Source organism: Allobosea sp. BK604, from assembly GCF_004341515.1.
Classification (GTDB): Bacteria; Pseudomonadota; Alphaproteobacteria; order Rhizobiales; family Beijerinckiaceae; genus Allobosea.
Genome location: NZ_SLZF01000004.1, coordinates 1 through 12,977, shown reverse-complemented (window position 1 = coordinate 12,977; position 12,977 = coordinate 1). Strand labels below are relative to the sequence as shown.

Here is a 12,977-nt window from a genome sequence, read left to right as displayed (position 1 = left end):
GCTCGAAAATGCCCTCGCGCCCTCATGACAACGGTGCCGTTCCAGCCATGATGCGCCTGCTCCTGCTCAATCCAAACACGAATGCCGAGACGACCGCGTCGATGCGCTTCATCGCCCAGGCGGCGGCCGCGCCGGGCACCCTGATCGACGCCATGAGCGCGCCCTACGGGGTTCCGCTCATCACCACCGAGCAAACGCTGGCGACGGCGGCAGCGGCGGTGCAGGCGCTTTCCGGCCAGATCGCGGCCGTGCCTCCCGACGGCGTCATCATCGCGGCTTTCGGCGATCCCGGGCTGGCGGCATTGCGGCTGCGCCTGTCATGTCCGGTCACGGGCATCGCCGAAGCCGCGATGGGCGAAGCAGGGTCCGGCGACAGGGCCTTTGCGGTGATCACGACCACGCCCGGCCTCGTCGGCCCGATCGAGGCGAGCGCCCGCGCCTATGGCCATGGCAGGACGCTGCGCGGCGTCGTCGTGACGGAAGGCGATCCCCATGCCGTCATGACCGAGCACGAGCGCCTGGTCGAGGCCCTGGCAAAGGCCTGCGCCCATGCGATCGAGACCTTGTCGGTGCAGGCGCTGGTGCTCGGCGGCGGGCCCTTGGGCGTGGCGGCGCAGGCTCTGTCCGACCGGTTCCCGATCCCGATCATCGCCCCCATCCCTCCCGCGGTGAGGCTGGCGCAGAAGCGCGCCTTGCAACGGGGCTGACCCGATCTGCCGGATCGGCCTCTGGCCGGCCGGATGCGCTCAGGCCGTCGCCGGCGCGGCGATCGCCAGGACCAGTTCATGGACGGCGAGCATGCCGGGATCGTCCATGCCGATGCTCTTCTCGGCGAACATCCGGGCCCGGCCGATCCGGCAGGGCCGGTCGCGGAATTCCGCAAGCGTAGTCCGGCAGGCCTCCACCGCAGCACTCGCGGCCGAAGCGCCGTCGCCCTTGCCGTCCAGGGCACGCGCCAGCGCGTCGAGAATGTCGAGCACGGTCTTGTCGCCGAGCGTGGCGCCGCCGCGCGCGGCCATGGCCGCGACCACGGCGGCGATATGCCCGCCGAGATCGGCATAGGCGATGGCAGGCTCGCCCTTGACCCGCTTGCTCACGGTCAGCAGGCCGGTCGCGATCAGCGTGCCCAGGCTCGAGCCGGTCGCGCTCGCGGTCTTGCGGGCCATCAGCCCGAGCGCGGCGCCGATATCGGGCTCAGCCGCATAGTCGATCGCGGCCATCGCATCGACGACGCGCGCCAGCATCACGCCGGTATCGCCGTCGCCCAGCCGTGAATCGGCGAGGTTCAGCTCCTGTTCCAGCGTCGCCATCCGCGCCTTGGCACGCGCGACGGCGCCGGCCAGCGCCGCGAGCTCGATCCCGCTCACGCCACCCTCCAGAACGGGCTGGCGGCCGGCTTGCGCAGCAGCGCCTCGATCTCCTGGTCGAGGACGCACAGGCTGATCGAGAGCCCGGCCATCTCCATCGACGTGGCGTAATGGCCGACGAGCGGCAGCACGATCTCGATGCCCTCGCCCTTGAGTTTCGCCGAGACGCGACGGTAGACGATCAGCAATTCCTCCAGAGGAGTCGCGCCGAGGCTGTTGACCAGCACCGAGACCCGCGAGCCGCGGCCCTTGGGCGCGTCCGCCAGCAAGCGCTGGACCATCTCGTCGGCGACCGCATCTGCGGGCCTGAGCTTGTCGCGCCAGATGCCGGGCTCGCCATGGATGCCCATGCCCATCTCGATCTCGTCCTCGCCGATGGTGAAGCTCGGCTGCGCCGCGCCCGGCACCTGGCAGGGGCTGAGCGCGACACCGATCGTGCGCGTCGCATCGACGGTGCGCTGGGCGATCTCGGTGACGGCATCGAGCGAGGCGCCGTCCTCGGCCTTCGCGCCGGCGGCCTTGTAGGCGTAGATGATGCCGGCGACGCCGCGGCGCTTGCCGCTTTCCTCGGGGCCGGCGCTGGCGATGTCGTCGGTGCCGAGCACGGTCGTGGTCTTGATCTCGTCCTCGAGGAACTCGCCCGCCATGTCGAAATTCATGCGGTCGCCGCCATAGTTCCCGTAAAGGCGCAGCACGCCCGCGCCGCCATCGGCGAGCTTGATCGCCTCGATGCAGGAATCGACGGTCGGCCCCTCGAAGACATTGCCGATCGAGCAGGAATCGAGCAGCCCCTTGCCGACATAGCCGGTGAAGAGCGGCAAATGGCCCGAGCCACCGCCCGAGACTACGCCGACCTTACCCTTGCGAGCGCCATCAGTGCGGCGGATGACGCGGCGGCTCTCGCCGTCGCGCACGAAGGCGGCGGGCCAGGCCGCGGTCAGGCCATCGAGCATCTCGTCGACGAAGTCCGCCGGCGCATTCATGAGCTTCTTCATCGTGATCTTCCTGTCGCGGTTCTGGAGCCAGTCGGGTCAGGCGGCCGGCAGGCGCCTGAACTTCCTCAGCGAATTGAGCTTTTGGGGCAGGGGCTGACCGGGAAACAGCGAGGGCCAGGACGCGACCGTGACCTCGCCGACATAGAGGTCGCCGCGGGAATCCAGCGCGATCCCATGCGGCGAGGTGAACTGGCCGATCCCGGCGCCCGGCCCACCGATGGCATCGAGCCGTCCGACCAGCTCGCCCTTCGAGAAGATGCTGATGCGCGGCCCGAGATTGGGCGTGTCGCGGTTCACCGCCATGTAGGGTCCGATCTCACCGACGAAACAGAGCGGGCACGGACCTGGCGTCAGCAGCATCGCACTGGGGCGATGCATGTTGTTCCACTGGCCCTCGTATTTGCCGTTGCCGTCGAAGATCTGGATGCGGTGGTTCTCGCGGTCGGCGACATAGACATAGCCGTCGGCATCGCAGGCAATATTATGCGGCAGGTTGAACTGCCCCTTGTCGCAGCCCGGGCCGCCCCAGGACATCAGATGGCGACCGTCCGGCGCATATTTATGCACCATCGCGTTGCCATAGCCGTCCGATACGTAGATTTCCCCGGAGGGCGACAGCGCCGTATGGGTGCAGCGATTGAACGGCTTGCCGCTCATTTGCGGCGCCGGCTGGTCGCGATGGCCGATGCGCAGCACCAGCTTGCCGTCGAGGCTGCATTTGCAGACGGTATGGTTGCCGTCATCGGTGCAGTAGATCGACTGGTCCGGACCGATATGCAGGCCATGCGGCCGTGCGAACAGCTCCTGGCCCCAGCTCGACAGGAAATTGCCGTCGCGGTCGAACACCACCATCGGATGCTTGCCGCGATTGAAGGCGTAGACCCGGTCACGATCGTCGACGGCGACTGCCGCGACCTCACCGAGCACGATGCCCTCGGGCAGTCTTGCCCAGTCTTCCACTGCCTCGAAGCGGTATTCGCCGGTGCCGAGAACGATAGCCATGGCTCAGGCCGCCAGCTCGAGGATTTCGCGCACCTGCGGAATGCCGATATCCTGGCGCTCGCCGAGCGCGGTATGACCGGCCTCCTCCAGGTGATGGACGATGTCCTCGGGCGCGACCTTGAGCGGGGCGATCTCGCTGAAGCGCACCGGGCAGCCCATCTGCCGGAAGAAGGCTTCCGTCTTCGCGATGGCCTGCTCGGCCGCCCTGGCCTCGTCCGGCTCGGTGATGCCCCAGACATTGCGGGCGTAGCGCACCAGCATCGGCAGCTTGTCGGCCGCCTTGAAGCGCATCAGCGCCGGCATCACCAGGGTGAGCGTGCGGGCATGGTCGAGATCGGAAAGCGCGGTGATGGCGTGGCCGATCATATGCGTCGACCAGTCCTGCGGCACGCCGGCGCCGATCAGCCCGTTCAGCGCCTGGTTCGCCGCCCACATCACGTTCTCGCGGGCCTCCGCGCTGCCGGTCTCGATCAGCTTCGGGCCCCATTCGATCAGCACCTTGAGCAGGGTTTCGCTGAAGCCGAACTGCACCGGCGCATTCACCGGCAGGGTCAGGTATTGCTCAATGACATGGGTGAAGGCGTCGACCACGCCGTTCTCGAGCTGGCGCCGGTCGAGGCTCTTCATGAAATCGGGGTCGAGGATGGCAAATTGCGGCCGCGCCTTCTCGTTGGCGAAAGGCAGCTTCAGACCCTTGGTCTTGTTGCTGATCACCGAGACCGGGTTGCTCTCGGAGCCGGTCGCCGGCAGCGTCAGCACGACGCCGACAGGCAAGGTCGTGGTCGAGGCGCCGCCCTGCACCAGGTAGTCCCAGGGGTCGACGCCCTCGATCGGCACGATCGTGGCGAGGAACTTGCCGGCATCGGCGACCGAGCCGCCGCCGACCGCGAGGATGAGCTGCGTGCCCGAGGCGCGCGCCAGTTCCGCCGCCTTCAGGATCGTCTCATAGACCGGGTTGGCCTCGACGCCGCCGAACTCGACGACCGAGCACTGCTTCAGGCCCGCCATGACCTGGTCGTAGACGCCGTTCCGCTTGATGCTGCCGCCGCCATAGAGGACGAGCACCCTGGTGCCGGCCGGGACGAGACTTTCCAGCTCCTTGAGCTGGTCGGTGCCGAACAGGATCTGCGTCGGGTTGCACAGACGAAAAGTAGTCATGGTCGTTTCCCCTCGAAATCGATTGGCGCAGCAGCCGCTTGGAGCATTTTCCTCACGCGAACCGGTCCCCACTTCGCTCGAAAATGCTCTAGGCGCTTCTGCCGGACATGGCTGTCGCGGCCCCGACAAGTCAGGCCGGAAAGGTCAGGCTCACCTCACCATAGCCGGCAAAGCGGGCAATGACCGTGTCGCCGGGCTTGGCATAGAGCAGGCCGGTATAGGACCCGGCGGTGATCAAGGTGCCGGCCGGCAGATGGTCGGGCCGCCCCGGTGCCTGGATGAAGGCCAGCGTCGGAATGCGCGGATCCTTGGCGGCATGGCCGCCGATCGTGTCGCAGATCAGCTCGCCGCCGGCATAAAGCTTGATCGCGAGCTTGGTGAGATCCTGGCTCGCGCCGTCGGCCCAGGGCTCGCCATAGACCAGGCCGCCATTCGACATGAAGTCGGCAGCGCGCTGCAGCACCGGCGTCGCTTCATAGCTGACGAAGCGGGTATCGACGACCTCGATCGTCGGCACGATGATGACGCGCGCGTCGAGCTCGGCCATGGTCATGCCGCGGTCGGCCGCGGTGACATCGTCCTTCAGCCGGTAGCCGATCTCGGCCTCGATGCCGAGCAGCGGCACGTCCGAAGCCGGAAAGCGGCCCGGATTGGCCTGGACGGTGGAGCCCGGGATCGGCGCCCACATCGCCGTCGCCGGCGTCAGCCCCGCCACCTTGTAGGCCGGCACGGTCTCGCCGAGCAGGCGCACGATCTCGTCCTGGATCGCGGCTGCCTCGGCGAAATCGGCCGGCTGTGTCCCCGGCGGCAATTCCTTGAGCGGGCGCGCCTCGCGGCGCGCCTTCACGAGCAGGCTCGCGGCCTCGTGGATGGCAGGGGCTTGCATGGCGGCGTCTCCGGCTCAGTATGGCAATGCGATCGGCTTTGCCATCAGTTCGCGCATGCCGGCAAGGATGACCTGGTTGATCCAGGCGATCTTCATGAAGTCCTCGCGGATCGGCTTGCCCGCCTTGCGGATACGTTCGGAGGCGGCCTCGACCTGGCGCGAGACTTCCCTGTGGGTCGGCTGGCCGGGATAGCCGAGCGCCTGGGCGAGATCGTTGAGGCCGAAGCTGAGATAGTCGACGCCCGCCAGCGCCGCGATCTCATGGGCCGATTCCAGCCCCGCCACGCTCTCGATCATGATGCCGACCGAGATATCGTTGTTCACATCGGCGAGATGCTTCGGCAGATCGTCGATTGCGAGGTAATAAGGCCTCCCGCCGCCGAAGGAGCGGCTGCCTTCCGGCGAGAAATAGATCGCGTCGAGCGCCTCGGCCGCATCCGCTGCGGAGTTCACATGCGGCACGACGATGCCCCGCACGCCACGGTCGAGGAAACGGGTGATGGTCGGCGCGGTGCGGTCGGGCACGCGGGCGATCGGCACGATGTCGTGGCGCTCGGCGGCGAGACAGGCAGCCTCGACATCCTTGAAGTCGAACGTGCCGTGCTCGCCGTCGATATAGACGAAGTCGAGCTCGAGCGAAGCGAGCACCTCGATGATCGGCGGGGCCGCGAAGGTCAGGTGGCAGCCCTTGATCGTATCGCCATTGGCCGCAGCCCGCTTGACCGCGTTCGGGCTCAGCTTCAGCCTGTTATGTTGCATGTGGTTCATGGTCGATGCCCCGAAAGTTGCCGAAGGTGATCAGGCGCCGTCCGTCAGCGGACGGATCGTCTTGCCGTCGAGAAAGGCGAGCACGTTCTCGATCGATTGCCGGTAGAAGACCGCGAAGTTCTCCTGAACGCAGTAGCCGAGATGCGGCGAGAGAACGGTGTTTGGCGCGCGGCGCAGCGGATGGTCGGCCGGCAACGGCTCGCGGTCGTAGACATCGAGCGCGGCGACGATCCTGCCGGTGTCGAGCGCCGCGAGCAGCGCGGCCTCCTCGATCAGCGGGCCGCGCGAGCTGTTGACGATGACGGCGCCCTGCTTCAGCAGCCCGATCTCACGGGCTCCGATGATGCCGCGCGTCGCCGGCGCCAGCACCATGTGCAGGCTGACGACATCGGCCCGGTTCAGCAGGTCGTCCTTGGCGGCGTATTGCGCGCCGCCGGCCTCGGCGCGTTCCGGCGTCAGGTTCGGGCTCCAGGCCAGCACCGTCATGCCGAGCACCGTCGCATAGCTCGCCATCAGCGAGCCGAGCCGCCCGAGCCCGATCAGGCCGAGCGTCTTGCCGCGCAGCGTGAAGCCCGGCGCGATGCCGTCCTGGAAGCGCCCGGCACGGATATTGGCGTCGCCGGCCGCGACCCGGCGCGAGCCCTCCAGCATCAGCAGCAGCGCGAGCTCCGCCGTGGCCGAGCCATCCTCGCCGGCCTCGGTCCGCGTCGCGGCGATACCGCGCTCGGCGAGAGCCTTGAGATCGACCGACTTGTTGCGCGCGCCGGTGACGCTGAGCAGGCGCAGCTTCGGCAGCCGCGCGATCAGGCTCGCCGGAAAGGGCGTGCGCTCGCGCATCGACATGACCACGTCGAAATCCTTCAGGCGCGCCGCCGCCGCATCCTCGTCCGGCAGCGCATCCTCGAAGAATCTGACCTCGGCGCGGGCCGTGAGCGCGGTCCAGTCGGCGCTCGTCCTGGCCACGCCCTGCCAGTCGTCGAGCACTGCGACCTTGATCGTCATGACCTGGCCTCGGCAGGCGTATGCGCCAGCAGGAAGTCGCGGGTGCGCTCGATCGCCATGTCGCGATGCTCCGGGCCCTTCCAGGGCGCGATCACCTCCGCCTTGGTCAGCCTTTCGAGATCGGCCGAGACCGAGACCGGATGCATGGTGTCGTCGCCCGGCATCAGCAGCGAGGGCACGTTGCAGCGCCCGGCGTACTCGCGCGTGACGCTGAAGATGAAATCGGTGGCGAACATGCGGTGGCCGGCGGCCCTGAGCAGGTCATGGTCGACTTCCGGCCGTTGACCGACCTTCTCCATCCACTGCTCGACCTCCTCGTCGACCGCGGCACGGTTGCTGTCGGAGAGCCCGATCGGATTCTGCAGCACCTGCGACGTGACGGTGCCGGGCGCGGCCTCCTCCAGCGCGAGCGCGAAGGAGACCCCGATGCAGCCGCCCATGACATGGCAGCGGCTGATGCCGAGATGCGCGAGCAGCTTGAGATGGTCGGCCGTGTAGGAGGCCCAGTCATAGTCCGGGCCGATCTCGGCCCAGGACTGCCCGGCATTGCGCACGTCGCAGGCGACGACGCGGAAATGCGGCTCGAAGACCGGGATCGGGTCGCGCCAGGCCTGCGGCGTGCCCGGCTTGGCCGGGTTCGAGCGCCAGCGCTCGATGCGCGAGCTCAGGAAGCCGGGCGCGAAAAGCAGGACGGGATAGCCGTCCTGCCTGCCCGAGACCTCGTAGTAGAGCTCACCCTTGTCGATCGCCAACAGCGCCATCGAGCCTCTCCAATCCCATGCCGGTCATATTCCCGCCGCCGCGCCGCCCGGGCGCGCCGGATCACAGCTTCACTTCAGGTTGCGGTCCCAGAGATCGAACAGCGTCGTCCAGGAGCGCTCGGCCGCGATCGGGTCGTAGTCGGGACGGGCGGCGAAGCAGAAGCCGTGATGCGAGCCCTCATAGGTCTCGATCGTGTACCTGGTCCCGGCCTTGTCGAGCGCGGCGCGCAGATCCGGCACGACATTGGCCGGCACGGCCGGGTCGATCTCGGCGAAGCCGAAATAGAGCTCGCCCTCGACCTTGTCGGCGAGCAGATGCGGGGAATCGTCCTTGTCGGTGACGACATCGACGCCATACAGCGAGGCCGCCGCCTTCATGCGCGGGAACTGCGCGGCGATGGTGGTGACGAAGGAGCCGCTCATGCAATGGCCGACGCAGCCGAGCGGACCGGCCTTGACCTGCTTCTGGGCGTCGAGGAAGGCGATCATGCCGCGGGTGTCCTCGGCGACCATCGCATTGGTCAGGCTATGCATGGCGCCCCGGATGACGACGGACATGGCGGGGTCGCGCCGCGCCACGTCGAAGCGCAGCTTGCCGAGCCGGTAATAGAGATCCGGCAGCATGCAGTAATAGCCGTGCTTGGCGATACGCCGCGCCATGTTGCAGAGCTCTTCGCGGAAGCCGGGCGCATCCATGTAGAGGATGATCGCCGGATAGCTGCCATCCTCGTCCGGGCAGGCCACGAAAGCGTGCTGCAAACCGTATTTCGTGACGACCTGAACGTCTTTCTCGTACATCGCCTAGCCTCTTGCCTATCTGATTGCGGCGATGGCGCACGGCGCCATCGCCCTGCTGGAGCCGATCGTCAGGCCTGCGCCGATTGCGCGAGCTTGACGAGTTCGGGGCGGAACAGGTCGGGGAAATCGGTCACGACCTTGGCGCAGGCGGCGCGGAACGAGTCGATATCCGGCGTCGCATTGACCTCCATCCCCTTGGTCTTGAGGAAGTCGAGCGTCTCCTGCTCTTCCTTCACGGTGTAGTCGCGCAGCCATTTGGTGGCGCTGTCGGCGGCCTCGGTGAAGGCCTTCTGCTCGTCGGGGGTGAGGCCGTCGAAGGTGGTCGGGTTCACGATCGAATAGGAGGTCGTGAGCACGTGGTCGGTCTTCGAGATGAATTTCTGCACCTCATAGAGCTTGTTCGACTTCACCACCGGCAGCGGCGTCTCCTGGCCGTCGGCGACGCCCTGGCTCAGCGCGAGATAAAGCTCGCTCAGGTCGATCGTGACGATGGACGAGCCGAGCGCCTGCATCATCGCGACATAGGATTTGGAGTCGGGCACGCGCATCTTCAGGCTGGCCAGGTCCTTGGCGCTGTTGATCGGGTGCTTGCTGTTGGTCATCGAGCGCGAGCCGAGATCGTTCCAGCCGACGAGGCGGAAGCCCTTCTCCAGCGAGCGCTTCTTCAATTCGTCGCCGAGCGCGCCGTCGAGCGCGGCGTAGCATTGCTTGCGGTTCTTGAAGAGGAAGGGGGCGTCGGTGACCGAGCATTCCGGCACCCAATTCATCAGCGCGACACCGACCGAGGCCATCTCCAGCGAGCCGAGCTTGACCGCCTGGGCGATGTCCTTCTCGGTGCCCATCTGCGCGTTCGGGAAGATCGTCACCTCGATCGCACCGCCCGACTTGTCCTCGACGACCTTCTTGAACTGCTCGCCCCAGAGGTGCCAGCCATGGGTCGTCGGCGTCGAATGGGCGTAGCGGATGCGCTTCACCTTCGAGCGGCGCTGCGCGATCGCCGGCGAGGCGATGAGCCCGGCGGCAGCGACGGCGGCGCCAAGGCGCATGACGTCGCGGCGGCTTTGATCGTTGGACTTGGTCATGTCTTCCTCCCAGATACGGCCCGGTTTCCGGGTCATCCCTTCATGTTGAAAGCGTTCGGCAACGCGGTCGTGATCCAGGGGATCGACGCCACCAGAAGCAGCGCGAGGAACATCACCGCGAGGTACCAGAACAGCGGCCGCATCGCCTGTTCGACGCTGGTCTTGCAGATGGTGCAGGACACGTAGAGCGCGATGCCGATGGGCGGCAGGATGCCGCCGATGCCGAAGGCCTCGACCATGACGATGCCGTATTGCAGCGGGTCGATGCCGAATTGCAGCGCGACCGGCAGCAGCAGCGGCCCGAGGATCACGATGGTGACGAGGCTTTCGAGCAGCGCCCCCATGATGATGGTCAGGATGATCACCACCGGCAGGAAGAGCTTCGGCCCGAGATCGCCCACGGCGCTGGCGATCGCCTGCGGCACGCCTTCGAGCGAGAGCGCCCAGGAGAAGACGGTGGAACCGGCGAGCGTGAAGAAGATCATGCCGCTGAGCACCGAGCTCTCGCTCAGCACGGTCCACATGTCCTTGAGCTTGAACTTGCGGTAGAGCAGGCCGAGCGCGAGCCCGTAGGCGACCGCAAAGGTCGAGACCTCGGTCGGCGTGCCGATGCCGCCGACAATGCCGCCGATCAGCACGACCGGCATCAGAAGCGGCAGGATCGCGGCCTTGCCAGTGGTGCGCACCTCGGCGAGCTTCGCCCGCGGCGTCGGCGTCCAGCCGGCATAGTGCGCCCGGACATAGACCAGCAGCATCAGGCTGAGAGCCAGCACCGCAGCCGGCAGGAAGCCGGCGAGGAAGAGCGCGCCGGTCGAGACCGAGGTGACGGAACCCAGCACGAGCACGGCGATGCTGGGCGGGATCGCCTCGCCCATCGCGGCCGAGGCCGCGAGCAGCGCCGCGCATTCCGGCTTCTTGTAGCCGCGCTGGTTGAGCAGCCGGTTCATCGGGATGCCGATCGTCGCCATGTCCGCCGCCTTCGAGCCGGAGATGCCCGAGGAGATGTACATGCCGACGATCATGACCTGCAGCAGGCCGCCGCGGACATGGCCCATGACCGAGGCCAGGAAATCGACGATCCGCGCGCCGATTCCGGCCCGGTCCATGATGAAGCCGGCGAGGATGAAGAAGGGTAGCGCCAGGAAGATGAAGCCGCCGCCGCCGCGCTGCGCATTCATCGCCACCGCCGTCATCGGCGCACCGCCGGCGACGACGATCGCGCCCAGGCCGACCGAAGCCAGCACGAAGCCGATCGGCACGCCGATCGTCAGCTGCACGACGAAGATCGCGACAAGGAAGATATAGAACCAGTCGGTATCGACCCAGGCCGCGTCCTTGCTGAGCAGCACGGCTGCGGCCAGCGCGGCGACGAGCACGAAGGAACCGATCGCAGCGAAGCGCGGAGCCCGCCAGAGCGAGATCAGCGCGAAGATGACGAACATCGCCGTTCCCAGCGTCATCGGCAGCGTCAGCCAGATATGGTCGAGGTTGAGCATCGTCGTGCGCGCGCCGGCATTGGCCTGGATCAGCGGGATCGAGAACACGCCGATGACGAGCGAGTTGACGATCACGATCCATTCGCTGGTCGCGTTCAAGAAGGCCTTCGGCTTCTCCGGCAGATTGTCGACCACGATCTTGATCGACATGAAGTCGCCGCGACGATAGGCGATCGCGCCGCCGAGGAAGGCGATGACGATCAGCAGGAGCTGCGAGGTCTCCTCGATGCCGAGCATGATCGGCGTGCCGAAGAACGTCCGCGCCAGGGTGTTGGCGAAGACCAGCACGACCTCGAAGGCGAGCGCGATGTTGAGCACCGCCAGCACGAGCCAATCGATGGCCTCGAGCCAGCGTGGCAGCATGATCGGCGTGATCGACGGCCCGAACGCGGCTTCTTCCGCGGCGGCAAGTTCAGGCCCGTCCTCCCGGGCAATCGTTGTGTTCATGTCCCGCCCGATGGTGAGCACGTTCCGCCATCGAGGGCGGAGCCCACCGATAGCAGCTTGCGGATTGCGAAAAAAATCGATTGTTTAGTGCCATTCCGATAAGGACGGCCTATTATGACGATCACGCTCTCACAGGTGCGGGCCTTCGAGCGCATCGCCCGCCTCGGCAGCTTCCATGCCGCGGCGAAGCATGTCGGCATCACCCAGCCCAGCATCTCCCAGCGCATCAAGGATCTCGAGGACATCCTCGGCGTCGAGCTGTTCACGCGCAACGGCCCGCGGGTTGCGCTGACCGCGGACGGCCATGCCCTGCTCGAATATGCCGACCGGCTGCTCGAGACAGCCGATGACGTCGTCGTCCGCTTCAAGCGGCGCGACCCGCTGCTCGGCCTGCTGCGCATTGGCGTCAACGAGAGCTTCGGCCTGATCTGCCTCACCGACCTGATGCGCCGGCTGGAGCGGCAATATCCGAAGCTCAAGACCCAGGTGATCGTCGGCGATACCGGCATGGTCAGCGGCCTGCTCAACGACCATCAGCTCGACCTTGCGGTGATCTCGGAGCCGGGCGTCGCCAACCATGTCCATCAGGTGCCGATCGGACGGAACGAGCTCGCCTGGGTGGCGAGCAGCGACATGGACCTGCCCTCCGGCACGCTGACGCCGGCGCAGCTCGCCGCGCATCACCTCATCGTCAGCCCGCAGACGGCCCGCCTGCACACGACAATGACGAACTGGTTCGCCCAGGGCGGCGCGATGCCCGAGCGGGTCAGCACCTGCAACAGCCTCTCGGTGACCCTGCTGATGGTGCGCAGCGGCTTCGCCATCGGCCTCGTGCCGATCCGCGTCGTCGCCGACGAGATGGCGCAGGGGCGCATGGTGCGCATCCCCGTGACGCCGGCCGTCGGCGCGCATAACGTCTCGCTGTGCTATCAGATCGCCCAGTTCGGTCCGAACCTGCAGGCGATCGTCGACCTCACCAAGGAATTGATCGCGCACCACCAGCTGTTCAAATGAGGCTGGCGGGACCAGTGTCCGAGGTCCTTGCGAGGAGCGTGAGCGACGAAGCAATCCAGGGCGGCCGGGCACCCAGTCCTCCTGGATTGCTCGTCGGCTGCGCCTCCTCGCAATTGTCTCTTTGATTTGTGCGAGGGTGTTGGTGGTCCCCTTGAGCCCTTGAGGGGACGCCGTGGCCCGGAACGGCCATCCCGGGCCACG

13 protein-coding genes are annotated in these 12,977 nt (G+C 67.0%); 2 read left to right on the top strand and 11 right to left on the bottom strand.

Features of this window, described 5'->3' with window-relative positions:
- The first annotated feature begins 47 nt into the window (after window positions 1-47).
- A complete protein-coding gene (locus EV560_RS13215) occupies window positions 48-707 on the top strand; it encodes an aspartate/glutamate racemase family protein (protein WP_207908023.1) in 660 nt (219 codons plus the stop codon).
- Window positions 708-746: 39 nt separating this feature from the next.
- On the opposite strand, the gene EV560_RS13210 is transcribed toward EV560_RS13215, so the two are convergent.
- The 11 genes from EV560_RS13210 to EV560_RS13160 form a co-directional block, all read right to left on the bottom strand.
- A complete protein-coding gene (locus tag EV560_RS13210) occupies window positions 747-1,367 on the bottom strand; it encodes a DAK2 domain-containing protein (protein WP_248312032.1) in 621 nt (206 codons plus the stop codon).
- A complete protein-coding gene (locus EV560_RS13205) occupies window positions 1,364-2,362 on the bottom strand; it encodes a dihydroxyacetone kinase subunit DhaK (protein WP_131856253.1) in 999 nt (332 codons plus the stop codon). Before EV560_RS13205 ends, EV560_RS13210 begins: the two co-directional genes overlap by 4 nt.
- 36 nt (window positions 2,363-2,398) lie before the next feature.
- Window positions 2,399-3,364, bottom strand: a complete 966-nt coding sequence (locus tag EV560_RS13200) for a peptidyl-alpha-hydroxyglycine alpha-amidating lyase family protein (protein ID WP_131856252.1) — start codon at window positions 3,362-3,364, stop codon at window positions 2,399-2,401.
- Window positions 3,365-3,367: 3 nt separating this feature from the next.
- Window positions 3,368-4,522, bottom strand: coding sequence for an iron-containing alcohol dehydrogenase (locus tag EV560_RS13195; RefSeq protein WP_131856251.1), 1,155 nt, complete (start codon window positions 4,520-4,522; stop codon window positions 3,368-3,370).
- A gap of 130 nt (window positions 4,523-4,652) precedes the next feature.
- Entirely contained in the window at window positions 4,653-5,408 is a 756-nt protein-coding gene (locus EV560_RS13190; protein WP_131856250.1) for a 2-keto-4-pentenoate hydratase, read from the bottom strand.
- A 15-nt stretch (window positions 5,409-5,423) separates the two neighbouring features.
- Window positions 5,424-6,176 carry an HpcH/HpaI aldolase family protein gene (locus EV560_RS13185; RefSeq protein ID WP_131856249.1) on the bottom strand — a complete coding sequence of 251 codons (753 nt, stop codon included), beginning with the start codon at window positions 6,174-6,176 and terminating at the stop codon, window positions 5,424-5,426.
- A 30-nt stretch (window positions 6,177-6,206) separates the two neighbouring features.
- Complete coding sequence (locus tag EV560_RS13180) at window positions 6,207-7,178, bottom strand: D-2-hydroxyacid dehydrogenase family protein (protein ID WP_131856248.1); 972 nt, start codon at window positions 7,176-7,178, stop codon at window positions 6,207-6,209.
- The gene (locus EV560_RS13175; RefSeq protein WP_131856247.1) at window positions 7,175-7,939 is read right to left on the bottom strand and encodes an alpha/beta fold hydrolase; all 765 of its coding nucleotides are present in this window, start codon (window positions 7,937-7,939) and stop codon (window positions 7,175-7,177) included. The genes EV560_RS13180 and EV560_RS13175 overlap by 4 nt, the downstream gene beginning before the upstream one ends.
- A 69-nt stretch (window positions 7,940-8,008) precedes the next feature.
- A complete protein-coding gene (locus tag EV560_RS13170) occupies window positions 8,009-8,737 on the bottom strand; it encodes a dienelactone hydrolase family protein (protein WP_131856246.1) in 729 nt (242 codons plus the stop codon).
- Between the two features lie 68 nt (window positions 8,738-8,805).
- The gene (locus EV560_RS13165; protein WP_165923447.1) at window positions 8,806-9,819 is read right to left on the bottom strand and encodes a TRAP transporter substrate-binding protein; all 1,014 of its coding nucleotides are present in this window, start codon (window positions 9,817-9,819) and stop codon (window positions 8,806-8,808) included.
- A gap of 32 nt (window positions 9,820-9,851) precedes the next feature.
- Entirely contained in the window at window positions 9,852-11,762 is a 1,911-nt protein-coding gene (locus tag EV560_RS13160) for a TRAP transporter large permease (RefSeq protein WP_131856244.1), read from the bottom strand.
- Window positions 11,763-11,876: 114 nt separating this feature from the next.
- Here EV560_RS13160 and EV560_RS13155 point away from each other — a divergent pair, with 114 nt between their 5' ends.
- Window positions 11,877-12,776 carry a LysR family transcriptional regulator gene (locus EV560_RS13155; RefSeq protein WP_131856243.1) on the top strand — a complete coding sequence of 300 codons (900 nt, stop codon included), beginning with the start codon at window positions 11,877-11,879 and terminating at the stop codon, window positions 12,774-12,776.
- Window positions 12,777-12,977: the final 201 nt, after the last annotated feature.